Here is a 24,759-nt window from a genome sequence, read left to right as displayed (position 1 = left end):
ATGATTATCGTCAATCTAGATGTCATGCTGGCCAAGCGAAAAATGAAATCCAATGAGCTAGCTGACAAAATCGGCATTACGACAGCCAACCTCTCCATCCTCAAGACAGGCAAGGCCAAAGCCATTCGCTTCACCACCCTTGAAGCTATCTGCAAAGAACTCGACTGCCAGCCCGGAGATATCCTAGAATACCGGCCAGATGAATAGTGACTATTTTCGGAGACTTTCCTTAGGTGAGGACGGACGGTAGCGAATCCCTTTAGGATTCCATACCTAAGATTTGAGCCTACTGTCTCAAATCTTCCGAGAGTCTGAAACGAAAATGTTTCAGACTCTTATCTCACTGCGGAAGTCTCCGTTAACATTCATTACTAAGGACTCATCTACCATCCTTGTAAAACTCAATGACGGGAACCATCTCGTCACAACAAAAGCACTCCCGCGGGAGTGCTTTTCATATACAATTATCGTTTAACCAATAATACTTCCATTTGGAACAGATGGATCAACTGTTAGGACTGTTAATTGATCCCCGTGTTCTGCGGAAAGAATCATGCCTTGGCTGACATATTTCTTCATCATTTTACGTGGTTTAAGGTTGGCCACGATTTGGAGTTTCTTGCCGACCAATTCTTGTTCATTTGGATAGAATTTCGCGATACCAGAGAGGATTTGACGGTCTTCGCCATCTCCTGCATCTAGGCGGAAGCGAAGCAGTTTATCTGATCCTTCGACGCGTTCCACTTCTTTGACTTCTGCTACACGGATTTCAACCTTGTCAAAGTCTTCAAATTTAATCTCGTCTTTTTCAGACTTGAGCTCCACTTTTTCTGGAATCCATTCTTTTTCTTGTGGTTTACCAGCAGTCATTTGCGATTGGATGTAGGCAATTTCTTCATCCATGTCCAGACGTGGGAAAATTGGAGTTCCTTTGGCAACTACTGTGACATTTTCAGGGAATCCTGCTAAGGTCAAGTTTTCAAGATCGAAGTCCAAGCCCAAGCCAAGTTGTTCCATGATGGCATTTGAGGTGGTCATCATGAATGGTTGGATCAAATGAGCCACAACACGAAGGCTAGCTGCTAAGTGAGCCATCACTGCTGCCAATTGTTCCTTGTCACCATCTTCTTTAGCGAGGACCCAAGGAGCAGTCTCATCGATGTATTTGTTAGCCCGAGAGATAATATTCCATACCGCTTCTAAAGCGCGTGGGTAATCAACCGCGTTCATTTGCTTGTGGTATTCAGCGATGTTTTCTTCAACTACCTTAGCCAAATCTGCATCAAATGTTGTGACATTTTCGACATAAGCCGGAACTTGACCACCAAAGTATTTATTGATCATGGCTACTGTCCGGTTGAGGAGGTTTCCAAGGTCATTTGCTAATTCATAGTTGATACGAGCCACGTAGTCTTCTGGTGTAAAGGTACCATCCGAACCAACTGGCAAACTGCGCATGAGGTAGTAACGAAGCGGATCCAAGCCGAAGCGTTCCACCAACATTTCTGGGTAGATGACATTCCCTTTAGACTTAGACATCTTACCGTCTTTCATGACAAACCAACCATGGCCAATCAAACGTTCTGGCAATTTGATATCGAGCATCATGAGAAGGATTGGCCAGTAGATGGAGTGGAAACGAAGGATGTCTTTTCCGACCATGTGGAAGACGGTTCCGTTCCAGAATTTGTCAAAATTTTCATGATCTTCTTGGCCATAACCGAGAGCTGTCACATAGTTAAGCAGAGCATCAAACCAAACGTAGACAACGTGTCTAGGATTGGATGGAACTGGAACTCCCCAGGTAAAGGTAGTCCGAGATACTGCCAAGTCTTCCAAACCTGGCTCGATGAAATTTTTCAACATTTCATTGAGACGGCCATCTGGAGTGATGAAGTCTGGTTGGGATTTGAAAAACTCAACCAAGCGGTCTTGGTATTTGCTGAGGCGAAGGAAATAAGATTCTTCAGAAACCCATTCTACTTCGTGGCCTGATGGGGCTACCCCACCGATGACCTTGCCATTCTCATCACGGTAGACCTCAGCCAATTGGCTTTCTGTAAAGAACTCTTCATCAGATACTGAATACCAACCAGAGTATTCACCCAGGTAGATGTCGTCTTGCGCAAGCAAGCGTTCAAAGATCTGGGCCACCACTTTTTCATGGTAATCGTCTGTCGTACGGATGAATTTATCGTATGAGATATCGAGTAATTGCCAGAGTTCTTTCACTCCAACCGCCATTCCATCTACATAAGCTTGCGGTGTAATGCCAGCTTCTTCTGCTTTCTGCTGAATCTTTTGCCCATGCTCATCGAGACCAGTCAGGTAGAAAACATCGTAGTTCATCATGCGTTTGTAACGTGCCAAGACGTCACAGGCGATGGTTGTGTAAGCTGAACCAATATGCAATTTACCAGATGGGTAATAGATAGGGGTTGTGATGTAGAATGATTTTGTCATTTTCTTTTCCTTTCAAGGCTAATGAAACCTTATGTAATAACACTTCATTATATCATTTTTAGAAGACCCTGAAAACCAAAAACCGGCTAGGTCTGCGATGAACAAAAAAAGCTGACCGAAGTCAGCTTTTTATGATTGATAACGAATCCCGCTATCTTACTTTCCAAGATAGTATTCAGAAACTACGTTCAATTTTTCGTCAAATTCGAATACCAATGGTGGGAAGTTAGGGATTTCCACGTCCATGATTTCGTCGTCTGACAATTGTTTGATGTGTTTTACAAGAGCACGGATTGAGTTACCGTGTGCTCCTACGAATACATTTTTACCATCTTTAAGCGCTGGAGCGATTTTATCTTCCCAGAATGGAAGGGCACGTTCCAAAGTCACTTTCAAGTTTTCAGCATCTGGAATTACTGAGTCGTCAAGTGAAGCGTAACGACGGTCAGTGTGTGCTGAGTGCTCATCATCGCGATCCATGTTTGGAGGCAATACATCATATGAACGACGCCAGATATGAACTTGCTCATCACCAAATTGTTCAGCAGCTTCAGCTTTGTTTTTACCAGTCAATCCACCATAGTGACGTTCGTTCAAGCGCCATGATTTTTCAACTGGAACCCACAATTGGTCAGAAGCTTCAAGAGCCAAGTTAGTTGTTTTGATCGCACGTTTCAATACTGAAGTGTAAGCTTGGTCAAATTCGATACCAGCTTCTTTGATCAATTTACCAGCGTCGATCGCTTGTTGTGTACCTTTTTCAGACAAATCAACATCAGCCCAACCAGTGAAAAGGTTAGCTTTGTTCCATTCAGACTCACCGTGGCGAGCAAAAACCAATTTTACCATTTGATGGATCTCCTTTTATTTTCCGAGGTTCCCCTCGTTTATCTATTCTATTCTACTAGATTTTTAAGGAAAAATCTAGTCTTAACAGGGCCAGATCGGAGATTTCGTGAAAATTTTATCAATTATTTTTCATTGATTTTTACATGTTGCTCTCACCAGCCTCTAAATCCTGCCTGTCCCACCATTTTTCACAAGCCAGACTAAACAAAAAACCTCTAAAAAGAGGTTTGCTTACAATTGCTTATTCTGGCATTCCGGACAAAGGCCATAAACTGTAGTTTGGCACTTGGTAATGACGTTGCCACTTTTTTCTCTCGCTTCTACTCTTACATCTGGAACTTCGATGTCAATATCATCAATCTTCCCACAAGACTCGCAAATCAGATTCAAATGATCGTGTCCCATAAAGTCAAAGTAGGTCGTGGTATCATTGCGTACTTTTATTTCAGAGACAAAGCCTTCTTCAATGAGGACCTTAAGATTGTTATAAACGGTTGCTAGACTCATATTGGGAAAGGCAGGTTTCAAATCTTGGTAGATAGCATCGGCACTCGGATGTTCCTGACTTTTGACAAGATAAGAAAGGACCGCCCGACGCGTCTCTGTAATCCGTACAGATTTTTTACGCAGGTGTTGCAATACATCTTCTACTTTTTCTTGTTGAACGGAATCGAGCCTTAAACAAGCTAGCATGGTCTTTCCCCTTTCTGTCTCTTGTTAAAAACTATTATATCACGAATACCCAAATTTTCCTAATTAGAATGTTTGTAAATAAGGAAAAGTGCAGGATTAAATTAGCTCGAATCAAGCTCCTTTACTCCCACACTTTTTTATTCTTAACTTCCCCAATTAAGGATCCATCTCATAGTTCCCAGTAAAATTTTGACAAAGAGGAACATAAAGAAGAGTTCCGCGATAAACCAGAGACCTTTCAATAGATAAATAATTGGCTTAATCATGAGCAGAACAAAGATTCCAACAATCCATCTCATGGTCCACCCTCCATTTCTCAATTTTTTCTATTATACTCCTATTTATAGGCCCTGTCTAGAAACTACTCCAAAACAAAAAGGTTCCTTCTAGCAAGCTAGAAGGAACCTTTTTAATCACAATTATTTAACTGCGTCTTTAAGAGCTTTACCAGCTTTGAATGCTGGAACTTTAGAAGCAGCGATTTTGATTTCTTTACCAGTTTGTGGGTTGCGACCTTTACGAGCTGCACGTTCACGAACTTCGAAGTTACCGAAACCGATCAATTGAACTTTTTCACCTTTTGAAAGGTATTCTGAAACAGCTGCAAATACAGCGTCAACTGCTGCTGCTGAGTCTTTTTTAGTCAATTCTGTAGCTTCTGCCACTTTTGCGATCAAATCTTGTTTGTTAGCCATTTAACAAATCCTCCAAATTTTTTTAGGTTTTACCCTTAACATCTCTATCATATCTAAAAAATGCTTTTAGGTCAAGTACTAAACTTGTTTTTATCAACATTTATCTAGGAATAAATTCCTTTACAGACGGGCTTCTATGCAAACCGAACAAGAACTGCCCAGGCATCTTCACCAGTGTGAGTTTGAATGATCGAACCTGTCTCCAAAACAGAGATTGGAGTTGCAACCAAAGGCTGTAGTTGCGCCTTCATTTGGTTAGCAAAGTCAGGTCCACCAGCATAGGAAATCCCTATCTCAGCGATTTCTTTACCAGATAAGTCTTGTATCAACTCGTCCATCCATTTTTTAAAGGTCTTCTGTCCACGTCCTTTGACAATCGGTTGCAGTTCATCGTTCTTCATTTCCATGACCACCCGAATATTCAAAAGGGAACTCAATAAACCAGTTACGCGTCCAATCCGGCCTCCTTTAACCAAGTTTTCCAGAGTAGAAACCCCAATGTAGAGTCTAGATTTTTGCTTGACCTCTTCAATGCGAGCTACAATTTCCTCTACGCTAGCTCCTTCTTGAGCCAGTTTCGCTGCTTCCACCACTTGGAACTTCATGGCTTGGTCCGTAAAGCTACTATCGATCACTGTGACATCTGCATTGGCTAAGGTAGCTCCTTGACGTGCAGCTTCCACTGTACCAGATAAGGCATGGGACATATGGATTGCAATAATTTGCGCCCCTTTTTCCGCCAGACCTTCGAAGGCTTCCGCAAACACACCTACTGGAGGTTGACTGGTCTTTGGAAGGTTCTTACTGGACTTCATCAACTGAAGGAATTGTCCTTCTGTTAATTCCGCATCTGAATAGAGGACACCGTCCACCATGACGGAGAGGGGAACGATGGTAATTCCGTATTTTTCAACAACTTCAGGCTCAATCGTTACGGATGAGTCTGTAACAATTTTTACTTGTGACATAACATTCCTACAATCTTTTCTTAGATATATCCACTCTATTATATCAAATTTTCTAGGCTTTTGTGGGACAAAGTCCTTTTTACTTACTCATCAATAGCAGCAAATCCCTCATTGAGTAAAGCAACATCGGCCTTCATTCCACTTTCATCAAAGAGAATGCCATGGAGGACGCCACCATAAACAGCTCCACCATCCATACCAATCTTCCCATCTTCGGTCAGCCAGAGTTCCTTGGTTCCAATCTTTTGATCCAAGAGATAGTGGACGGGGGTATGGCCAAAAACAATGGTCTTTCCTGTCTGATTGGTCGCTTCATGGAAAGGCTGGCGAATCCAGACTTTCTGGTAATCTGTCGTTTCGTGCCAATCAGGCAAGCTTAAGTCAAGTCCAGCATGCACGAAAATATAGTGTTCTGTTTCATAGACAAAAGGAAGCGAACGGATGAAAGCAACTAAGTCCCCACAAGTCTCTTGCACGCGCCGAGCATCCTCCACTCCATCTACTGGAGCCGTGAGGGGACGACCAAGTAGAGAGTTGATCGTGGTATCTCCTCCGTTACGTCGGTAATGGTCATAGCGTTCGGTCGGGTTATCAATCCAGGCTAAAAACATGTATTCGTGGTTACCAGCGAGGCAGATGGCCCCTTGCTGTTCGACAAAATCTTTGACCAGTTCGATAACTTTACGACTATCTTCCCCACGGTCTATCAGATCTCCGAGAAAAACCAACTGGGACTGACCATCCCAATGGGTCATCAGTTCCTCCAGCATACCTGCTTTTCCATGAATGTCTCCCACTACGAAATAGCTTCCCATATCCCTTCCTTTCTTTTTAGGATGGCCGTTTAAGCAATTGCTCTGCCTGCATGCGGGCTGCTTCTGTCACATCTTCACCAGCAAGCATCTTGGCTACTTCTTCTACCCGCTCTTCATGACTGAGCAAACGAACGGTCGAAACCGTTGAAAATTCATCGCTCACCTTTTCGATAAAGAATTGGTAATCGGCTACTGCAATTACCTGAGGCAAATGAGAGATGGCTAGCACCTGACCAAAACGTCCAATTTTATAGATCTTAGAAGCGATGGCTTGCGCCACTCGACCAGATACCCCTGTATCCACCTCGTCAAAGACGATGCTGGTCTTGCCTTCTTTGCGGGAAAAGGCTGACTTGATGGCCAACATGAGACGGGACAATTCCCCACCTGATGCTACTTTTACCAAAGGCTTAAAGTCCTCTCCAGGGTTGGTTGAAATATAAAACTCAACAGCTTCGTTTCCTTCCCGATTAAACTTAGATGGAGTAAAACGCACTTGGAAACGGGCTTTTTCCATATAGAGATCCGCCAATTCCTGCTGGATCTCTGCTTCCAGCTCTTGGGCCAGGGCATGACGTCCTTGACTCAGCTCCTTGGCCAAGGCAACCAACTGTCCTTCCATAGACTTGAGTTCTTTCTCTAAGTCTTCAGAAGAGGTGCCCCCTCCTGTTAATAGGCTATATTCCTTGCTAATTTGCTCCAGATAATCAAGAACATCCTTTACCTGACCGCCGTACTTACGAGTGATCGAGTGGATTAGGTCTAATCGAGCTTCTACCTGCATCAAGCGGTTGCCGTCAAAGTCCAAGCCATCTACCAGATCCTCCAAGCGCTTGGTCAAATCCTCCAGAGTATAGTAGGTCTCAGCCAGTTGATCAGACAAGGTCTTGTATTCTGCATCATACTCTTCGATGCTTTGCAGATCATTCATGGCCGACCGTACATTGCTAAGACTGGAAAAGTCTTCTGCGTCCAACATAGCGTAGGCATTGCTTAGAGTATCCGCAATCATCTTATGATTGAGCAGGCGTTGCCGTTCTTGCTCTAACTGGACATCTTCATCCAGGGACAAGACAGCCGCCTCGATTTCCGAAATTTGGTATTCCAGCATTTCGATGCGAGCTTGGTTTTCCTGGTTATTTTTTTGGATCTGCAAGACCTGCTTGCGCAAAGACTTATAATTCTCAAAGGTCTCTCTATAGGCCTTCTTCGTCGCAAAAAAAGTATCCTCCCCAAAGCTATCCAGCATAGAGATATGCAATGGAGCCCGCATCAGTTCTTCCTGATCGTGCTGGCCGTGAATATCTACCAAATGCTGGCCAACCGCCTTAAGAACGGAGAGGTTGACCATCTGCCCATTGATTCGACTGACACTCCGGCCATTCTGGAAAATTTCTCTGCGAATAATCAACTCCTCTGCCCATTCTAAGCCTTGCTCCTCAAAGAGCTGCTGAAGGGCACGGTTTTCATCAATCGCAAAGAGGCCTTCAATCTCAGCCTTAGGAGCACCGTGGCGGATGACATCCGTCGTCGCCCGGCTCCCCAGCATCATATTCATAGCATCGATAATGATGGATTTTCCTGCTCCAGTTTCACCGGTTAAAACGGTCATCCCCGTTTCAAAATTCAGAGCGATTTCTTCAATGATGGCAAAGTTTTTAATTGAAATTTCTAATAGCATCTCTCTCCTACCATTCCATCAATCGTTGTTCGATAAACTGAGCCTTTTCTTCCGATCGGGCCACAATCAAAATACTATTGTCATCTGAAATCATACTAAAGATGATGTCATCAAAATCTTCCTGCAGATGCCGCTTGACTAAATAGGCTGTTCCCGGTACAAGTTTAAGGGTCAAAAAGCTTCCCATGCGTTCAAAAAATTGAAGATTATTTTCTGCTAACTTGCCACTATGTTGGACGCGTGGCAATTCATAGACATAGGCTGAACCTTTTAATGGCGTTTTAATAATTCCTAACTCTTTGATATCACGGGAAACAGTCGCTTGTGTCGCAGAAATTCCTGCTCCCTTCAGATGTTCGACAATGGCATCCTGAGTACCCACTTTATTTTCTCGGATAAAGCGGCGTATTTTTTCTAATCGGTTTTGTTTACTATTCATGTTTAAAATCAGTATGGGCTTTTTCGACAACTGCCACAAACTCTTGCAGTTCAAGACGATCTTGCCCGGTATTTTTTTCTAAATAAAGTAAAAATTCAATATTGCCATGGCCCCCTTGAATCGGTGAATAATCCACTCCCAAAACGGAGAAACCATGTTCTAATGCAAAGCCTTGAACCTGTTCCAAGACAGACAGATGGACCTTGGCATCCTTGATAATCCCATTTTTTCCAATCTGCTCCCGACCAGCTTCAAACTGGGGTTTGACAAGGGCGACCACCTGGCCCCCTTCTTGTAAAATCCCATAAAGAGCAGGCAAGATGAGGTTGAGGGAAATAAAGCTAACATCAATGCTAGCAAAGCTTGGGGTTTGCTCAAAATCCTCAGACGTCGCATAGCGGAAGTTGAACTGCTCCATCGAGATGACACGAGGATCCTGACGAAGCTTCCATGCCAACTGATTGGTCCCTACATCCACTGCATAGACCAAGGCACCCCCATTTTGGAGCATGACATCCGTAAAGCCTCCTGTCGAAGCCCCGATATCCAGTGTGACCTTATCCTGCAGATCAATCTCAAAAAGGTCCAAGGCCTTTTCTAACTTGAGACCACCACGACTGACATATTTGAGTTTTTCACCCTTGAGTTTTAATTCTGTCGCTTCGTCAATTTTTTCGCCTGGTTTATCGAAGCGCTCGCCATTATGGACCGCAACGACCAGACCAGCCATCACACCGCGTTTGGCCTGCTCCCGGGTTTCAAAAAGTCCCTGCTTGTAGGCCAGTACGTCAACTCTTTCCTTCGCCATGAATTCTAAGTCTTTCTATAATCTTTTTGATTCCAGTCCCGTCGAAGTCTACCTGCTGAGAGATGCGATTGAGCAAGTCCTCACAGGCATCTAGCTCCCGGTCCAAATAATCCTGAGCTCCATCTAGACCGAGGAGGGCAGGATAGGTCGATTTTTCAGCTTGCAGGTCCTTCTGAGGGGTTTTCCCTAAGGAGGCAAAATCAGCAGTCACATCCAAAATATCATCCCGAATCTGGAAGGCCAATCCTAAATGGAGGCCAATTTCCTCTAAGAGAGTCGCGATAGCTGGCTCAAGCTCTAAGAGGATCCCTGTTGCTTGGAATGGATAGGCGAGCAGTCGCCCCGTCTTATTGGCATGGATGACTTGCAACTGGTCCAAGGTCAGGCTCGCCCCTTCCCCTTCCATATCCAAGACTTGGCCTGCCACCATCCCAGCTGTCCCTGAAGCATCCGATAACAGAGCAATCAGTTGCACCCGGATAGAAGCTGGAAGGTCTGCCTCTGCCACACAGCCAAAGGCATCTAAGAAGAGCGAGTCTCCTGCTAAGATGGCTAGGTCTTCCCCAAACTTTTTATGGTTGGTCAATTGACCACGACGATAATCATCATTATCCATGGCTGGTAAATCATCATGAATCAAGCTTCCCGTATGAATCATTTCAAGAGCGGCTGCCACCTGAAAATGAGCTTCAAGGATGGGAGCATGAAAGGCTTCCAGCAACTCCAATAAGAGCAAAGGTCGAATCCGTTTCCCCCCTGCATGGACTGAATAGAGGATAGATTCTACCAAGCGGGGAGCGATTTGTTTAGCCTCGTAGAAACCTTCTATCGCTTTTTCAACCCCTTGCAGTTTTTCTTCTAGAATCATACTAGTTCCGTTTCTGAGCCATCTGCTTGCATCACCTTGACCAAGGTCTTTTCAGCCTGATCAAGTGTTTCTTGCAAGTCTTTTGATAGCTTCATTCCTTTCTGAAACTCTGAGATGGCCTCTTCGAGGGGCACTTGCCCACTTTCCAACTTTTGGACAATAGCTTCCAAATCAGCTAAATTTTCTTCAAATTTCTTTTCTTTCGACATGCTTTACCTCTACTTCTACTTGCCCATCCCGCATGACTAGCGTCAAGGCATCCTTTTCTTTGATTGTATCCACGCTATCCAAAACATGATCTCCAGCCTGTACCAAGGCGTAGCCTCTAGCCACAATGCGACTGGTATCCAACATCAAGAGAGCTTCCGATAGGCGCTTGGCATCTGCTGCTTTTGTCTGGTAGAGCTCCTTGACTTTCAAGGTCAGCAATCGCTCCATCTGGAGAATCTGGTCTCGATAACGCTCGAGCTGATGCTGTGGCGCTTGGGAAGCCAATCGATGGCGGAGTTCTTGTAACTGGCGACTATTTCTGGTAACCGACTCTGACACAGCCTGTTTCAATCGCAACTGAATCTGATCCAGCTTTTGCAGGTAAGAATCGTACAGCCGCTCTGGCTGACGGAAGATGACCGATTGGCTTAGTTTTTTCAGGCGTTCTCGATGATAGACTAGGCGATTGCGCATAGCGGTTGCCATCCGCCCTTCCTGCTTCTGCAAATGATTGAGCAGGTCCAACTTGGTCACAGGCGTTGCCAACTCAGCCGCAGCTGTAGGAGTTGCTGCCCGGCGATCTGCGACAAAGTCTGCTAGAGTAGTATCTGTCTCATGCCCTACACTGGAAATAATGGGAATTCTAGACTCAAAAATAGCCCGCACAACTGGCTCTTCATTAAAGGCCCACAGGTCTTCGATGGAGCCACCACCACGACCGATGATCAAGACATCGAGGTCCGACCGATCATTGGCCTTTTGGATATTGGCGACAATTTCTTGGGCAGCTCCCTCTCCTTGTACCTTGGTTGGAAAAAGGAGAATCTCCACGCCCGGAAAGCGCCGCGAAACAGTCGTGATAATATCGCGAATAACGGCCCCACTCTGACTGGTAATAACCCCAATTTTCTTGGAGAACTGGGGGATAGCCTGTTTGAACTTCTCTTGAAAAAGGCCTTCTTCCTGGAGTTTCTTTTTCAACTGCTCAAACTGAATAGCTAGAGCACCGACGCCATCTGGCTCCGCCTTTTCGATGACAATGGAATAACTGCCACTTGGCTCATAGAGTTGGATCCGACCGATGACATTGATCTTCATGCCTTCTTCGAGCTCAAAGCCGAAACTCTTATAAATCCCAGCCCAGACAGTCGCCTGGATCACAGCTTTTTCATCCTTTAGAGAAAAATACTGGTGATTGGGACGCTTACGGAAATTCGAGACCTGACCCGTCAAATAGACCCGCTCTAGATAGGGGTCCTTATCAAATTTTAACTTGAGGTATTTGGTCAGACTGGATACCGATAAATACTCTGACATAGTTCCCCTTTCACACGGAAAATTCTAGTATAAATTATACCAAAAATAAGCGGAAAAATCTGATTCTACCTACGGAAAAAGCCTCAGATTTCATCATCTGAGACTTGATTTTTTATTGGCAGTTGGAAAGGCAAATTTCCCTCATCCATTTTGGAATTTCTTTACTAATCGCGGTCGGTAAAACCACGTAGGCATTCTTGCTCAAATCGTCTGCAATGCCCGAATGAAGGTGACTGGCAACTACCACGCGCTCATAGAGTCCAACTTGCGGAAATTGACCCGCAAAGCCCGCAATCATCCCTGCTAAAGTATCGCCCATACCACCCGTTGCTTGATAGGGGCCTCCAACCGATAGTTGGTAATAATCTGTCTGCCCTTGTTGCCAGATCTTAGTCTGAGGACCCTTTTGGACTAAAATACTTGCTGGAGGAAGTTGGGACAGAGACTGCCTTGTTGCTTCTTCCCCTTGATCTCCGATTGCTAGCCCGGACATGGCCTCCCATTCTTTTTGATGAGGAGTAAAGACCAGTTGAGCTGGAGGAAGAGAAAGTCCTAAGCGAGTATAGAGGCTAATGGCCCCACCATCTAGAATGAGCACTTGATGAGGTTGAACTCTTTCAAAAACAAGTTCTACAAGGTGTCCCCCTAGCTCATTGGCATTGAGTCCTGGTCCCAATAAAATGACGCCTACTTTTGCGATTTGCTCAGCCAATAATTCTTGGTCCGTCACAGCAAATGCCATGGCTTCAGGTAGCTGACTATGAAGGGAAGGGATATTCTCTCGGTCTGTCGCTACCGTGACAAGTCCTGCTCCACTATGAACCGCTGCGAGGGCTGCCATAATAATGGCTCCACCATAGGGATAGGTCCCTCCAATCAAGAGCAGACGCCCATAGTCTCCCTTATGACTAGAACGAGGACGCTCGATGATAACTTTTTTCAAAAGAGCTTGATCAATCTCTTTCATACACTACTCCTTCAACTTATCCTTACCATGTAGTACTTGATTAACCTTAGTATTCCAAGCCTGTAACCCTTCTCCCTCATAGTCTAGGTAAATCACTCTATCTTGTAATTGACAAGGAATCAAGCTTTCAAAACAAGACTTATCTTTTGAAGGAATAACACACAAATGAAGAAAGGTATCCAAATCTAAACTATCTCTTACCTTCGCAACATGATAGCCATCAAACATATAACCTGGTGCTTGAATTAATTCTTCATACAGAAAATGAAAACTAACGCCAGGAATGAACTTTTCTTGCAATTCCTCCTCAGACGGTGCCCGTCCTAACAAACGCTCCATAGCGAGTCGGTAACCCGAAGTCGTATTAGACCATCCGAACATGATATAGTCAAAATAGTCTGCTGGATCAGAAGCTGCATTACGACTATCTGTAACTAGCTCAGCCCCACTTTTACCAAATACTTTTACCGCCGACATGAGTTTTCCAGTCTGAAAAATAGCCTTAGCCACCTCAACTGTACAAGTATGACTACAATAATTTGAAGTAACCAACTTCCTCTGGATATCATAGGTAGAAGCTACAAGGCGATGACTTGGTCTGTACGGAGGAAAATAGCTATGCTCTTGCAAGTAATCATGAATTTGTATATTTAATTCATGATTCTCACATTCCACATTGGTCTGACGATGATGGTCGCGCTCATAAGCAATAAACTTTGCTAGCTTCTCCAATTCCCATTCTTTAATCTGAGGATAGCTTTCAAGGGCAAATTGATAAATTCCATCCCACTGGAGACTATAATCTGAATTACAAACTTTTACAATCATATAATCACCTCTACTTCATTATACTACAAAAAGATAGAATTAAACTTCAATTGACAAAACAGGGTTTATAATAAATAAAAAGGTCGAGAAATTACTATCTCAACCATTTTTCATCATAAACTTAATTTTTATCCAAACTACGCACTGCAGCCTGATAGGTCTGCTCCATCAGCATGGTAATGGTCATAGGACCAACGCCACCTGGAACCGGAGTGATGTGACTAGCCAGAGGAGCTACTTGTTCATAGTCGACGTCTCCACAGAGCTTCCCATTTTCGTCACGGTTCATTCCGACATCGATAACGACCGCTCCCTCTTTGACAAAGTCAGCTGTAACAAATTTGGCACGACCAATTGCCACCACTAAGATATCGGCTTTTCTAGCAATTTTAGCCAAATGATGAGTCCGCGAATGGGTCAAGGTCACCGTTGCATTTTTTGCTAGGAGAAGCTGGGCCATCGGTTTCCCAACGATGTTTGAACGGCCAATGACGACTGCATTTTTCCCTTCAACATCGATATCATATTCCCGGAACATTTCCATAATCCCTGCTGGTGTAGAGGGGACCATGATCGGATTTCCTGCCCAAAGATGTCCCATATTGAGAGGATGGAAGCCATCGACATCCTTAGCCGGATCAATGGCTAACAAAACTGCCTCATCGTCGATATGGGCTGGTAGAGGCAACTGAACCAAAATTCCATGCCAGAGTGGATCCTGATTGTAGCGGTCAATGAGGGCCAACAAGTCCTCTTGGGAAATGCTTTCTGGCACTCGAACCACTTCACTTCGAAATCCTGCTGCCAAAGCTGACCGTTCTTTATTGCGGACATAGACCTGGCTAGCTGGGTTTTCTCCTACCAAAATCACTACCAAGCCTGGGACCTGACCAGTCTCAGCCTTTAAGCGAGCGGTTTTTTCTGCTAATTCCCCCTGCAATTTTACTGCCAAGGCCTTCCCATCAATTACATGTGTCATCTCAATCTCTTTTCTATTCAATATCTTCTCTATTATATCAGATTTGTGAACCTGCTCCTAACACTTCTTGATTAGACAAGGTTATAAGAAGAAACTATAACTAATTTCTTCCAACAAAAAAGAGACTAGATGGTCTAGACTCTTGTTTGATACTTCTTAGTACAACAATTCGTAGATTTCCATTGCGATTAAGTCAATGCTATCGAATGTATAGGTCTCACGCGCTTCTACATCACGAAGAGTAAATACTGATCCATTTTCTTCATCATAGTTGTAAGCTACTTCAGCAACTACAACTCCTTCACGTTCAAAATTACGTTTTAAGTTTCCACCGTCTTTCATCATCGCTTCCAAACGGCTGATAATTCGTACCAAATGTGATTCCATTTTGATTCTCCTATTTACTTTCTACTCTCCTATTTTATCATAAAAGAAGGAGGAAATTCCAATAAAAATCAACTTTTCCGCTATTTTCCTCTTTATTCCATGCCTAAAACCGGACTTCATACTAAATTCTTGCAAACTTTTAGAATACTGCTATAATGAAACTATAAAAGTTTGACTATTTCTGACCAATAGTTTTTACACTTTTTACCCTAGAGAAAGAGGTAAGAGAATGCTTTGTCAAAACTGTAAAATCAATGATTCAACCATTCATCTTTATACGAACGTGAATGGCCACCAACAACAAGTAGACCTTTGCCAGAACTGCTATCAAATTATGAAAACGGATCCTAACAATAGTCTGCTCGCAGGATTAAACCAACAAAATCGCGGAGGACGGGATCCTTTTGAAGATTTCTTCAATCAACTAGGAAACTTCCAGGCTCCGCAAGAACCCCAAACCCCTCCGACCCAATCTGGAGGAGGCTATGGTGGTGGAAATGGCTATGGCTCAAATGGAAACGGTCGTTCTTCAGGACCAAGTAGAGCTCAAGCCAAACAACAATCAAAGGGCCTCCTAGAAGAGTTTGGAATTAACGTTACTGAAATTGCTCGTCGTGGGGATATCGATCCGGTCATTGGCCGTGACGATGAAATTCTTCGCGTCATTGAAATCCTCAACCGTCGAACCAAGAACAACCCTGTCCTGATTGGGGAACCCGGTGTCGGAAAAACAGCTGTCGTAGAAGGACTAGCGCAAAAGATTGTTGATGGGGATGTCCCTCACAAGCTTCAAGGTAAGGAAGTCATTCGCTTAGACGTTGTCAGCTTGGTTCAAGGAACTGGGATTAGAGGGCAATTTGAAGAGCGCATGCAACAATTGATGGAGGAAATCCGTCGCCGGGAAGATGTGATTTTGTTTATCGATGAGATCCATGAAATTGTCGGTGCCGGATCTGCTGGTGATGGCAATATGGATGCTGGAAATATCCTCAAACCAGCCCTCGCTCGTGGCGAATTGCAATTAGTCGGTGCGACAACCCTCAATGAATACCGAATTATCGAAAAGGATGCGGCACTTGAACGCCGGATGCAACCCGTTAAGGTTGACGAACCTACAGTGGAAGAAACCATCACCATCCTCAAAGGCATTCAAAAGAAATACGAGGATTACCACCACGTCCACTACACCGATGGTGCAATCGAAGCTGCGGCTCTCCTTTCCAATCGCTATATCCAAGACCGCTTCTTGCCAGACAAGGCCATTGACCTCTTGGACGAAGCAGGCTCTAAGATGAACTTAACCCTCAATTTTGTCGATCCCAAAGTCATCGACCAACGCTTAATTGAAGCCGAAAATCTCAAGGCTCAAGCGACGCGTGATGAAGACTTTGAAAAGGCAGCCTACTTCCGCGACCAAATCGCTAAGTACAAAGAAATGCAAGGGCAACAGGTCACTGATCAAGATACGCCAGTCATTAGCGAAAAGACCATCGAACACATCGTCGAGCAAAAGACCAATATTCCAGTTGGCGATTTGAAAGAAAAAGAACAATCCCAATTGATCAACTTGGCAGCTGACTTGAAGGCTCATGTCATCGGTCAAGATGAGGCTGTTGAAAAAATTGCTAAGGCCATCCGTCGCAACCGGGTAGGGCTTGGAACACCAAACCGTCCAATTGGTAGCTTCCTCTTTGTTGGACCAACTGGTGTCGGGAAGACCGAGTTGTCCAAGCAATTGGCCATCGAACTCTTTGGTTCTGCTGACAGTATGATTCGCTTTGATATGAGTGAGTATATGGAGAAACATGCCGTTGCCAAATTGGTCGGTGCTCCTCCAGGCTACGTCGGCTATGAAGAAGCAGGCCAGCTGACTGAAAAGGTGCGTCGCAACCCTTACTCTCTCATCCTCTTGGATGAAGTCGAAAAGGCCCACCCAGATGTCATGCATATGTTCCTCCAAGTCTTAGACGATGGTCGCTTGACAGATGGGCAAGGCCGAACGGTGAGCTTCAAAGATACCATTATTATCATGACTTCCAATGCGGGAACTGGAAAAGCGGAGGCTAATGTCGGCTTTGGGGCAGCTCGTGAAGGTCGTACCAATTCTATCCTAGGTGAACTGGGAAACTTCTTTAGTCCAGAATTCATGAACCGCTTTGACGGCATCATTGAATTCAAAGCCTTGTCTAAGGAAAACCTCCTTCAAATCGTCACTCTCATGTTAGACGATGTCAACCAACGCCTAGCCCACAATGATATCCACCTGGATGTTACCGATAAGGTCAAGGAGAAACTGGTTGATTTGGGCTACGATCCGAAAATGGGGGCACGTCCTCTTCGTCGCACCATTCAAGACTATATTGAAGATGCCATTACAGATTACTACCTAGAAAATCCTAGTGAGAAAGATCTGAAGGCTGTCATGACCAGCAATGGGAAGATTTGTATCAAAGGAAAGAGCAAACCTGCGAACGAAGCAGAAAAAGTAACTGAATAATCGCAATCCACAGAGAGATTCCTAGTAGCTACCAGGAATCTCTCTTATTTTCATCTCCTACTGCTTTTTATGTCCATCTATGTTATAATGATAAAAAAATAAGAAGCGAGTATCATTATGACTGTTGCAACTTTTGGAACAAAAGAAGAAAATGTTGACTATGTCAATCGTTATGGAGTCTATGCGGTGATTCCAAATTCAGCAAAGGATAAAATCATCCTGGTCCAAGCTCCAAATGGGGCTTGGTTCCTACCAGGTGGTGAGATCGAGGCAGGAGAAGATCATTTCTTGGCACTCGAGCGCGAACTGATCGAAGAGCTGGGATTCACTGCGACCATCGGCGAGTATTATGGACAAGCAGATGAGTACTTCTACTCCAGTCACCGCGACACCCACTACTACAATCCTGCTTATATCTATGAAGTAACTGACTTTGTAGAAGCTCAAAAGCCACTAGAGGATTTCAATAACATTGCCTGGTTCCCCATTGACGAAGCCATTGAAAAGTTGAAAAGAGGAAGCCATAAATGGGGAATCAAAATGTGGAAATCTGCCCAAAAATTGTAAGCGACTTCTTTCACAAAATAAAAAAAAGTGCTATAATAAATGGAGAAAGAGCTTAGGAGGATCTCACATGAAGCTTATGAATACAACAAATAGTCATGCTAATTTGGTCAAAAGTCAATTAGAAAGTACCGATGCTACCCTTGTTGAGGTCTATTCAGCTGGTAACACCGATGTTATCTTTACCAAAGCTCCTACTCATTACGAATTGCTGATTAGTAACAAACACCGTGCCATTCGTGAAACAGAAGTTGAAAAAATTCGTGAGTTCTTTTTAAAACGCAAGATTGATCTCAAAATCATCGACCAATCCACTATTAAAACGCTCTACTCCGATAAACTGATCGAAATTTCTTTCCCAATTATTTAGTAAGGCTATTCCGCCTTACTTTTTTATTGCCCTGACGATGGATACGATACACTATTCTAGCCACCAAAAAAGAAGTTCCGTTATGGAACTTCTTTTGATTTCTTTTATTTGGCTTCAAAACCTTCTGCAACTGCGTCTGCAAAATTTTCTTCAACGATGCTTGCACAGTGGTCACAGATAGTTGCATGGTAACTACGTTCTGCAGTTGTTGGGTCGATACGACGGCAACGGTCACAAACCTCACCAGCAGCACGGTCAACTGTAAAGGCTACATCTTCAAAGGCCACTGCACCTTCTGGGGCTGGTCCTTCTGCGATGGTTAATTCAGAGACAATCAAGAGTTGTGCTACATTGCTATCAACAGCTCCAAGAAGAGTTTTCACAACTTCGTTTGGATAAACGGTCAAGCGAGCTTCAAGAGATTTACCGATGACTTTTTCGTTACGCGCTTCTTCCAAGGCTTTTTGAGCTTGGCCACGGAAGTCCATGAAGGCTGACCAGGTATCCAAGATTTCCTCTTGGTTGGCAAATGTTTGAGCTTCTGGTAATTCTGACAATTGAACGAAGTCTTCCGCTTCAAACTCTAGATATGACCAGATTTCCTCTGCTGTGTGAGGAAGGATCGGTGTCAAGAGTTTAGTGATTTTTACAAGGATATCATAGAAGACCGTTTGCATTTGACGGCGTTCAAGTGACTTAGCCCCTTCAATGTAGACAACATCTTTGGCGAAGTCAAGGTAGAAGGCAGACAAATCAACGTTGATAAAGTTAACAAGTGCTTTATAGATTGTCAAGAATTCAAAGTCAGCATAAGCATCACGAATGATCTTGACAAGCTGGTTAAAACGAATGGTCATGTACTTGTCAACGGAACGAAGTTCTTCGTAAGCTACTGCATCCTCAGCTGGGTTAAAGTCAGAAGTATTGGCGATCAAGAAACGAAGAGTGTTACGGATCTTACGGTAAGTCTCAGAAACTTGGCTTAAGATATCCATAGAGATACGCACATCGTTGCTTGAGTCAACACTGGTTACCCAAAGACGCAAGATTTCAGCACCAAAATGTTTTTCAACATCGCTTGGAGCAATGGTATTTCCAAGTGATTTAGACATCTTCTCACCTTTACCGTCAAGGGCAAAACCTTGTGACAAGATTTGTTTGTATGGTGCGACACCATGATTCGCCACAGATGTGATAAGAGATGAGTTGAACCAACCACGGTATTGGTCTGAACCTTCAAGGTAGAGATCAGCTGGGTATTTGAGTTCCGGACGGTTCACTACAACCCCATTCCATGATGAACCTGAGTCGAACCAGACGTCCATGATGTCTGTTTCTTTCTTGAACTCTCCATTTGGTGAACCCGGATGGGTAAATCCTTCTGGCAAGAGATCTTTAGCATCCCGTTCCCACCAGATGATGGAACCGTTCTCTTCAAAGAGTTGAGCTACATGTTCGATGGTTTCAGCCGTCATGATAGGTGTCCCATCTTCAGCGTAGAAGATTGGGAGTGGCACACCCCAAGCACGTTGACGAGAGATAACCCAGTCACCACGGTCACGGATCATGTTGTAAAGACGGACTTTCCCCCATTCTGAGTGGAACTTCACTTTTTCAATTTCATCTAGGATATCTTGACGGAATTTCGATACTGAGGCAAACCATTGTGGCACAGCACGCCAGATGATTGGTTTTTTCGTACGCCAGTCAAATGGGTAGGAGTGAGAGATTTCTTCTTGAGCAAGAAGAAGATTTCCAAGTTTTTCAATAACCGTTGGTACAACCTTGTCGTAGAATTGACCTTCGAATTCCTCACCCGCGTTGGCCATCATGATCCCGCGTTCGTTGACAGTTACAGCAACTTCGAGACCATTAGCAACACCGACATTGTAGTCATCTTCACCAAAACCAGGGGCTGTATGGACGATACCTGTACCGGAGTCTGTTGTAACGTGGTCACCAAGGATAACAAGTTCATCTACTGCTGTGTCCCATGGGTGCTCTGTCACGATATGGTTCAATTCTTGACCACGGTAAGTCGCCAAAACTTGAACATCCGCCCAACCAAATTTTTCAGATAAGCTGTTCAACAATTCAGCAGCAACCACAAACTTACGAGCTTCACCAGCAGGTTGAACCAAAACGTAATCAATATCCGCACCAACAGTCAAACCACGAGAAGCAGTGATAGTAAATGGAGTTGTTGTCCAAACAACGATATAAGTATCAGTGTCTAGGACACCTTTGCCATCTTTAACCTTGTTGGCATAATAAAGTGATGTTGATACCAAGTCATGGTATTCAATTTCCGCTTCAGCAAGCGCTGACTCAGAAGACCATGACCAGTAAACTGGCTTAGCTCCACGGTAGATATAGCCCTTGTTAGCCATTTCACCGAAGACACGGATTTGCGCCGCTTCATAATCAGGCGTCAAGGTCACATAAGGATTTTCCCAGTCACCTGAAACACCCAAGCGTTTAAAGTCTTCGCGTTGTTTATCTACTTGAGAAAGGGCGTAGTCGCGGCAAAGTTTCAAGTACTCAACCAAGTCCATTTCTTTGCGTTTGACACCTTGTTTAGCCAAGACTTGCTCGATTGGCAAACCGTGTGTATCCCAACCTGGGATGTACGGTGCATAAAAACCTGACATAGACTTAGAACGAACAATGATATCTTTTGAAATCTTGTTCATGGCATGTCCTACGTGGATATTTCCGTTGGCATACGGAGGGCCATCATGCAAGGTGAAATGTGGTTTTCCTTGGTTCAATTCTTGACGACGTTGGTAAAGCTTTGCTTCTTCCCATTCTTTTTGCCAAACTGGTTCTTTTGTAGGCAGACCAGCCCGCATCGGGAACTCTGTCTTCCCTAAATTCAGTGTTTCTTTGAGTTTCATGGTGTCTCCTCTAAAAAAATAATTCTACAAAATAAAAGACCACGACCTCGCCAAAAAGGACGACAAGTCGTGGTACCACCTTCATTCAAGAAAGAGAGTACTCTCTTTCTCCTCTTTTGTCGCTAACGCTGACCAGCGTTAGTGGTTACTCATTTCACCACTAAGATTCGTAAAAGGATCAACCTTAACAAAGGAAGTGCAAGTCTTCCACCATCACCTGCTCGCTAAAACTATTTGATAAGGTCACTGTTTTTACAGATTATAAGATTGAAACAGATTCACGTTCTCCTTCTTCTGGAGCATCGATATCATCAGCTTCAGGAGTTTCTAAGATAACATCAATAGAATCTTGATCTTCATGATTTTTTTCTGCTTCTTCCAATGCTTCTTTCACTTTTTCATTCAATCCTTGAAAAGCTTGAGTTGCGCCTAACTCTAAGTTAGCTGCCTCAATACGTTTTTGCAATTCTTCAATTTCAGCTGAAGTAAATTGACGTGTCAAATCAATGTTAGCATCTTCTGAATGATGATGAACAGATTCACCCAAAGCTTTCTCAACAATTTCACGAAATGCTTCATCACTTGTTTGAATATACATAGCAGTTGGGCGAAGAATTTCATCCCATTCTGGTGTATCAATAATGCTCAATTGACTTTCGATAGTTGATTTCAAACGTTGATGGAAGACGCGTGTCTTATTCTTCAATTCTTCCGTTTCTACAGCAACTTTTTTGGCATTGTCTGTAGCATGACGGAGAATTTCATTTGCTTTTGCTTTTGCTTCTTCAACTAAATGGTGAGCATCTTGCTCCGCTTGACGAACAATTGTTTCTGAGCGTTCATTTGCCGCATGTTTCACACGTTCTGCTGTATCTTGGGCGATCAATACTGATTGACTCAAGGAGTCTTTCATTTCGTCAAAGTAGTTCAAGCGTTCTTCCAACGCACTAATTTTTGTTTCCAATTCATGATTTTCACGAACTAATTTTTCATAGTCTCGGTAGACCATGTCTTGAAACTCTTCAACTTCTTTAGCATCGTAGCCTCTAAATTTTACATAAAAGCGTTTATCTTTGATTTCTAAAGCTGTAAGTGCCATAGTTCCTCCTTATTTTCTACTGGAAAATACTTCAACCGTTAATTTGTATTTTCCACTTTTTGATAGGCCATTTTCTGATAGTATTTTAAATCGGCCATACTTTCGAACACTAATTAAATCTGCTACTTGGATCATCCGACTAGGATTGTCAATTGTGGCATAGTTTACCTTTACCTGGCCAGACTGAACTAATTGAACAGCTACAGACCGAGCAAGCTTAAAGGTAGAAGCTACTAGTTTATCAAGTCGAACACTAGTAACCAATAGGTCTTTAAGTTTGGATGGTTCGTCTACGCTGATCCGTTCTCTACAGTCAACCTCACGAATCTTGACAGATACTTTTGCGATCTTCTTAAGATTCTCTTTGAAATAGGAGGAGAAACGTTGATCCACATAGATATGAATCTTCCCTTGTCCAACTAGAATATCTCCAAAAGACTTTCTTTCTATGCCTAATTGATGGAGAAGCGAACCCAAAACTTGAGAGTGACTTAACCGATAAAACTTATCCGGATAGAGAACTTCTAACAGGCTAATTTCAAAATCAGATGCCTCTAACTGATAGTAGCTAGGAGCTAGAATCACTCGTGCATATTCTGTAGGATAGATTTTTGCACTTGAAAAGACCTGCAAACCGTGGTGGGCACCAATTTGTCGTAAAATATCAACCTGATGTGGATTTAAAAAGGATGTCAGTTCAAAACTATACTGTTGCTCCACCCGAGCTACTAATTCTAGAACTCGATCGATAAAGACGTGGGCTTCTGGACTATAGTGTTGATAAAATCCCTTGGTCATATGAACTGCACCAAAAATTGAAGGACAAATCGTTCCACTACGGATAGAGCAAGTAAGGCAAACATGACTGTAAAGTCTAACCCACCAAATTGCAAAGGAATCTTTCTAAATAGGCTCAAAAATGGTTCGACGATCCGTTGAACCATTTTAGCTAAAGCCGATTCTGATGCATTTGGAAACCAACTAAGCAAAGCATAGATGATTAGTACTAGCTCAAAAACCTGAAAGAAATTTCTAACTAATTGTAGGACAAACATATTAACGATTTCGTTTCATATCAAAGTCGTACTCAGCAACTTCGACATCATTTGGAAGGCGAATATCTTCAATGTTCACAACGACATTGATTGGTGTTAATAAGTACATAGTACTTGCAACACGACGTAGATTCCCGGCTAATACATAGCGAGCACCATCCAAATAATCCAAACATCTTCTTGCTTGAACTTCTGTCATGTATTGGAAATCGATAAGAATACTTTCGTTTGCCAACAACAAGTCAACAATTTCAGTTGCTTCTTCATATTTACGAGGGTAGCGTACATCAATCGTAATCTTCTCATCTGCAGCAGAACGATTTTTTGCCAACTCTTGTTGCCGTTGATGAAGTCGAGTAATATTTTCAGAAGATGATTTTTGAGATGAAGCTGATTCAACCACTGCTGTAGAAGCTACTTGTGGACGACTTACTGCAACAGGAGTAGATTTCTGCTCCTTGGCAGCTACCATAGCTTTTTGACGTGGTTTTGATGATGGTTGTACTGGTTTAGATGATGGTACAGGTTGGCTAGCACCGACTGCTTGAGCAGGCGCTTCTTGCACATCGTACTCATCTCCATCTTCAGTAAAATAATCAATCAATCGATCAAATCTATCTTTAAATGACATAATTCTTTCCTATTTGAAAAACGAGGTCCCAATTCGCACAAAAGTCGCACCGTTAGCAATCGCCAGATCATAATCACGACTCATTCCCATGCTTAACTCTGTAAAGGACATATTTTTCAACTGTTTCTTTTGTAATTCTTTTTGAAGTTGGTGAGTTGCTGCAAATATGGCTTGCAACTCGTCCTGACTTGCCTCAAAAGGAGCCATCGTCATTAAGCCAACAATCCGTAGGTTATCCAAGCCTTCTAGTTCAGGAAGAACCGCATCTAGCTCTTCAGGAGCAAATCCATGCTTGCTTTCTTCTCCAGAAATATTGACTTGTATAAAACATTTAATTGGGTGACTCGCCCTTTTTTGAATTTCTTGGGCAAGCTTCATAGAATCTAAAGCATGGAAGTAATCTACAAAATTGATAACTTCTTTTACTTTACGACGTTGGAGACTACCGATCAAATGCCAGATCAGTTCCTCATCTTTTAGAGCTTGGTATTTTTCTAGAAATTTATCAACACGGTTTTCACCGATATGACGGACTCCTGTATCAACCAGAGCCTTAGCTTGGTCGATACCAACATACTTAGTAACAGCAATTACATTCACCTGATCAGTGCGGTTTGCTGTTTCCATTGCTTGTGCAACCTGCGAGAATATACGCTCTTTATTTTCAATCAGATTCATT

27 protein-coding genes and 1 other annotated feature are annotated in these 24,759 nt (G+C 43.3%); of the genes, 4 read left to right on the top strand and 23 right to left on the bottom strand.

The genetic code is table 11. The features are described from left to right. Positions 1–207 (top strand): helix-turn-helix domain-containing protein, encoded by a 207-nt coding sequence (locus FJR71_RS00410; RefSeq protein ID WP_003006064.1) that lies wholly within the window; start codon positions 1–3, stop codon positions 205–207. Between the two features lie 264 nt (positions 208–471). Here the strand turns inward: FJR71_RS00410 and metG are convergent, their stop codons facing one another. From metG to FJR71_RS00330, 17 genes are all read right to left on the bottom strand, one after another. Next, entirely contained in the window at positions 472–2,463 is a 1,992-nt protein-coding gene (gene metG / locus FJR71_RS00405; RefSeq protein ID WP_140813806.1) for a methionine--tRNA ligase, read from the bottom strand. A gap of 156 nt (positions 2,464–2,619) precedes the next feature. Further along, positions 2,620–3,312, bottom strand: coding sequence for a phosphoglycerate mutase (locus FJR71_RS00400; RefSeq protein WP_042768625.1), 693 nt, complete (start codon positions 3,310–3,312; stop codon positions 2,620–2,622). Positions 3,313–3,543: 231 nt separating this feature from the next. Next, entirely contained in the window at positions 3,544–4,005 is a 462-nt protein-coding gene (locus FJR71_RS00395) for a Fur family transcriptional regulator (RefSeq protein WP_140813805.1), read from the bottom strand. A gap of 143 nt (positions 4,006–4,148) precedes the next feature. Then, the gene (locus tag FJR71_RS09945; protein ID WP_172605084.1) at positions 4,149–4,304 is read right to left on the bottom strand and encodes a hypothetical protein; all 156 of its coding nucleotides are present in this window, start codon (positions 4,302–4,304) and stop codon (positions 4,149–4,151) included. 120 nt (positions 4,305–4,424) lie between these two features. Further along, positions 4,425–4,700 carry an HU family DNA-binding protein gene (locus FJR71_RS00390; protein WP_006596762.1) on the bottom strand — a complete coding sequence of 92 codons (276 nt, stop codon included), beginning with the start codon at positions 4,698–4,700 and terminating at the stop codon, positions 4,425–4,427. A gap of 134 nt (positions 4,701–4,834) precedes the next feature. Beyond that, entirely contained in the window at positions 4,835–5,668 is an 834-nt protein-coding gene (locus tag FJR71_RS00385) for a DegV family protein (protein WP_140813804.1), read from the bottom strand. Positions 5,669–5,751: 83 nt separating this feature from the next. Further along, positions 5,752–6,483 (bottom strand): metallophosphoesterase, encoded by a 732-nt coding sequence (locus FJR71_RS00380; RefSeq protein WP_140813803.1) that lies wholly within the window; start codon positions 6,481–6,483, stop codon positions 5,752–5,754. A gap of 16 nt (positions 6,484–6,499) precedes the next feature. Beyond that, complete coding sequence (recN, locus tag FJR71_RS00375) at positions 6,500–8,164, bottom strand: DNA repair protein RecN (protein ID WP_140813802.1); 1,665 nt, start codon at positions 8,162–8,164, stop codon at positions 6,500–6,502. 7 nt (positions 8,165–8,171) lie between these two features. Beyond that, a complete protein-coding gene (locus tag FJR71_RS00370) occupies positions 8,172–8,603 on the bottom strand; it encodes an arginine repressor (RefSeq protein WP_140813801.1) in 432 nt (143 codons plus the stop codon). After that, positions 8,596–9,411: a TlyA family RNA methyltransferase gene (locus FJR71_RS00365; protein WP_140813800.1), complete on the bottom strand. Its 816-nt coding sequence runs from the start codon at positions 9,409–9,411 to the stop codon at positions 8,596–8,598. Before FJR71_RS00365 ends, FJR71_RS00370 begins: the two co-directional genes overlap by 8 nt. After that, positions 9,392–10,279: a polyprenyl synthetase family protein gene (locus tag FJR71_RS00360; RefSeq protein ID WP_048789751.1), complete on the bottom strand. Its 888-nt coding sequence runs from the start codon at positions 10,277–10,279 to the stop codon at positions 9,392–9,394. Before FJR71_RS00360 ends, FJR71_RS00365 begins: the two co-directional genes overlap by 20 nt. Beyond that, positions 10,276–10,488: an exodeoxyribonuclease VII small subunit gene (locus FJR71_RS00355; protein WP_006596769.1), complete on the bottom strand. Its 213-nt coding sequence runs from the start codon at positions 10,486–10,488 to the stop codon at positions 10,276–10,278. Before FJR71_RS00355 ends, FJR71_RS00360 begins: the two co-directional genes overlap by 4 nt. Next, the gene (gene xseA / locus FJR71_RS00350) at positions 10,466–11,806 is read right to left on the bottom strand and encodes an exodeoxyribonuclease VII large subunit (RefSeq protein ID WP_048789752.1); all 1,341 of its coding nucleotides are present in this window, start codon (positions 11,804–11,806) and stop codon (positions 10,466–10,468) included. Before xseA ends, FJR71_RS00355 begins: the two co-directional genes overlap by 23 nt. A 112-nt stretch (positions 11,807–11,918) precedes the next feature. Further along, on the bottom strand, positions 11,919–12,773 hold the full coding sequence (locus tag FJR71_RS00345; protein WP_048789753.1) for an NAD(P)H-hydrate dehydratase: 855 nt from the start codon (positions 12,771–12,773) through the stop codon (positions 11,919–11,921). Between the two features lie 3 nt (positions 12,774–12,776). Continuing rightward, a complete protein-coding gene (locus FJR71_RS00340) occupies positions 12,777–13,601 on the bottom strand; it encodes a hypothetical protein (protein ID WP_048789754.1) in 825 nt (274 codons plus the stop codon). A gap of 121 nt (positions 13,602–13,722) precedes the next feature. Next, positions 13,723–14,580, bottom strand: coding sequence for a bifunctional methylenetetrahydrofolate dehydrogenase/methenyltetrahydrofolate cyclohydrolase (locus FJR71_RS00335; protein ID WP_048789755.1), 858 nt, complete (start codon positions 14,578–14,580; stop codon positions 13,723–13,725). Positions 14,581–14,736: 156 nt separating this feature from the next. Further along, positions 14,737–14,967, bottom strand: a complete 231-nt coding sequence (locus FJR71_RS00330; protein WP_048789756.1) for a DUF1797 family protein — start codon at positions 14,965–14,967, stop codon at positions 14,737–14,739. A gap of 229 nt (positions 14,968–15,196) precedes the next feature. Here FJR71_RS00330 and FJR71_RS00325 point away from each other — a divergent pair, with 229 nt between their 5' ends. The 3 genes from FJR71_RS00325 (at position 15,197) to FJR71_RS00315 (ending at position 18,398) form a co-directional block, all read left to right on the top strand. Then, on the top strand, positions 15,197–17,464 hold the full coding sequence (locus FJR71_RS00325) for an ATP-dependent Clp protease ATP-binding subunit (protein WP_048789757.1): 2,268 nt from the start codon (positions 15,197–15,199) through the stop codon (positions 17,462–17,464). Positions 17,465–17,581: 117 nt separating this feature from the next. After that, complete coding sequence (locus tag FJR71_RS00320) at positions 17,582–18,031, top strand: NUDIX hydrolase (RefSeq protein ID WP_140813799.1); 450 nt, start codon at positions 17,582–17,584, stop codon at positions 18,029–18,031. Between the two features lie 67 nt (positions 18,032–18,098). Then, on the top strand, positions 18,099–18,398 hold the full coding sequence (locus FJR71_RS00315; RefSeq protein WP_125329687.1) for a DUF1827 family protein: 300 nt from the start codon (positions 18,099–18,101) through the stop codon (positions 18,396–18,398). Positions 18,399–18,502: 104 nt separating this feature from the next. On the opposite strand, the gene ileS is transcribed toward FJR71_RS00315, so the two are convergent. From ileS to FJR71_RS00285, 6 genes are all read right to left on the bottom strand, one after another. Then, positions 18,503–21,295 carry an isoleucine--tRNA ligase gene (gene ileS / locus FJR71_RS00310; RefSeq protein ID WP_125329688.1) on the bottom strand — a complete coding sequence of 931 codons (2,793 nt, stop codon included), beginning with the start codon at positions 21,293–21,295 and terminating at the stop codon, positions 18,503–18,505. 52 nt (positions 21,296–21,347) lie between these two features. Next, positions 21,348–21,564, bottom strand: a binding site (T-box leader). Further along, a complete protein-coding gene (locus tag FJR71_RS00305) occupies positions 21,555–22,394 on the bottom strand; it encodes a DivIVA domain-containing protein (protein ID WP_140813798.1) in 840 nt (279 codons plus the stop codon). Its footprint overlaps the feature before it by 10 nt. Before the next feature lie 9 nt (positions 22,395–22,403). Beyond that, entirely contained in the window at positions 22,404–23,192 is a 789-nt protein-coding gene (locus tag FJR71_RS00300; RefSeq protein ID WP_140813797.1) for a YlmH family RNA-binding protein, read from the bottom strand. Beyond that, positions 23,189–23,449 carry a YggT family protein gene (locus FJR71_RS00295; RefSeq protein WP_006596781.1) on the bottom strand — a complete coding sequence of 87 codons (261 nt, stop codon included), beginning with the start codon at positions 23,447–23,449 and terminating at the stop codon, positions 23,189–23,191. The genes FJR71_RS00300 and FJR71_RS00295 overlap by 4 nt, the downstream gene beginning before the upstream one ends. Before the next feature lies 1 nt (position 23,450). After that, the gene (locus FJR71_RS00290; protein WP_048687756.1) at positions 23,451–24,080 is read right to left on the bottom strand and encodes a cell division protein SepF; all 630 of its coding nucleotides are present in this window, start codon (positions 24,078–24,080) and stop codon (positions 23,451–23,453) included. Positions 24,081–24,089: 9 nt separating this feature from the next. Beyond that, complete coding sequence (locus FJR71_RS00285) at positions 24,090–24,758, bottom strand: YggS family pyridoxal phosphate-dependent enzyme (protein WP_048687755.1); 669 nt, start codon at positions 24,756–24,758, stop codon at positions 24,090–24,092. Between the last annotated feature and the right edge of the window lies 1 nt (position 24,759).

This window comes from Streptococcus xiaochunlingii (assembly GCF_006385805.1).
Lineage (GTDB): Bacteria > Bacillota > Bacilli > Lactobacillales > Streptococcaceae > Streptococcus > Streptococcus xiaochunlingii.
This window is presented reverse-complemented; position numbering and strand designations above follow the sequence as displayed.

Coding starts and splice junctions, on each gene's coding strand:
- FJR71_RS00410 (WP_003006064.1), top strand. CDS start 1: ATGATTATCGTCAATCTAGATGTCATGCTGGCCAAGCGAAAAATGAAA.
- metG (WP_140813806.1), bottom strand. CDS start 2,463: ATGACAAAATCATTCTACATCACAACCCCTATCTATTACCCATCTGGT.
- FJR71_RS00400 (WP_042768625.1), bottom strand. CDS start 3,312: ATGGTAAAATTGGTTTTTGCTCGCCACGGTGAGTCTGAATGGAACAAA.
- FJR71_RS00395 (WP_140813805.1), bottom strand. CDS start 4,005: ATGCTAGCTTGTTTAAGGCTCGATTCCGTTCAACAAGAAAAAGTAGAA.
- FJR71_RS09945 (WP_172605084.1), bottom strand. CDS start 4,304: ATGAGATGGATTGTTGGAATCTTTGTTCTGCTCATGATTAAGCCAATT.
- FJR71_RS00390 (WP_006596762.1), bottom strand. CDS start 4,700: ATGGCTAACAAACAAGATTTGATCGCAAAAGTGGCAGAAGCTACAGAA.
- FJR71_RS00385 (WP_140813804.1), bottom strand. CDS start 5,668: ATGTCACAAGTAAAAATTGTTACAGACTCATCCGTAACGATTGAGCCT.
- FJR71_RS00380 (WP_140813803.1), bottom strand. CDS start 6,483: ATGGGAAGCTATTTCGTAGTGGGAGACATTCATGGAAAAGCAGGTATG.
- recN (WP_140813802.1), bottom strand. CDS start 8,164: ATGCTATTAGAAATTTCAATTAAAAACTTTGCCATCATTGAAGAAATC.
- FJR71_RS00370 (WP_140813801.1), bottom strand. CDS start 8,603: ATGAATAGTAAACAAAACCGATTAGAAAAAATACGCCGCTTTATCCGA.
- FJR71_RS00365 (WP_140813800.1), bottom strand. CDS start 9,411: ATGGCGAAGGAAAGAGTTGACGTACTGGCCTACAAGCAGGGACTTTTT.
- FJR71_RS00360 (WP_048789751.1), bottom strand. CDS start 10,279: ATGATTCTAGAAGAAAAACTGCAAGGGGTTGAAAAAGCGATAGAAGGT.
- FJR71_RS00355 (WP_006596769.1), bottom strand. CDS start 10,488: ATGTCGAAAGAAAAGAAATTTGAAGAAAATTTAGCTGATTTGGAAGCT.
- xseA (WP_048789752.1), bottom strand. CDS start 11,806: ATGTCAGAGTATTTATCGGTATCCAGTCTGACCAAATACCTCAAGTTA.
- FJR71_RS00345 (WP_048789753.1), bottom strand. CDS start 12,773: ATGAAAGAGATTGATCAAGCTCTTTTGAAAAAAGTTATCATCGAGCGT.
- FJR71_RS00340 (WP_048789754.1), bottom strand. CDS start 13,601: ATGATTGTAAAAGTTTGTAATTCAGATTATAGTCTCCAGTGGGATGGA.
- FJR71_RS00335 (WP_048789755.1), bottom strand. CDS start 14,580: ATGACACATGTAATTGATGGGAAGGCCTTGGCAGTAAAATTGCAGGGG.
- FJR71_RS00330 (WP_048789756.1), bottom strand. CDS start 14,967: ATGGAATCACATTTGGTACGAATTATCAGCCGTTTGGAAGCGATGATG.
- FJR71_RS00325 (WP_048789757.1), top strand. CDS start 15,197: ATGCTTTGTCAAAACTGTAAAATCAATGATTCAACCATTCATCTTTAT.
- FJR71_RS00320 (WP_140813799.1), top strand. CDS start 17,582: ATGACTGTTGCAACTTTTGGAACAAAAGAAGAAAATGTTGACTATGTC.
- FJR71_RS00315 (WP_125329687.1), top strand. CDS start 18,099: ATGAAGCTTATGAATACAACAAATAGTCATGCTAATTTGGTCAAAAGT.
- ileS (WP_125329688.1), bottom strand. CDS start 21,295: ATGAAACTCAAAGAAACACTGAATTTAGGGAAGACAGAGTTCCCGATG.
- FJR71_RS00305 (WP_140813798.1), bottom strand. CDS start 22,394: ATGGCACTTACAGCTTTAGAAATCAAAGATAAACGCTTTTATGTAAAA.
- FJR71_RS00300 (WP_140813797.1), bottom strand. CDS start 23,192: ATGACCAAGGGATTTTATCAACACTATAGTCCAGAAGCCCACGTCTTT.
- FJR71_RS00295 (WP_006596781.1), bottom strand. CDS start 23,449: ATGTTTGTCCTACAATTAGTTAGAAATTTCTTTCAGGTTTTTGAGCTA.
- FJR71_RS00290 (WP_048687756.1), bottom strand. CDS start 24,080: ATGTCATTTAAAGATAGATTTGATCGATTGATTGATTATTTTACTGAA.
- FJR71_RS00285 (WP_048687755.1), bottom strand. CDS start 24,758: ATGAATCTGATTGAAAATAAAGAGCGTATATTCTCGCAGGTTGCACAA.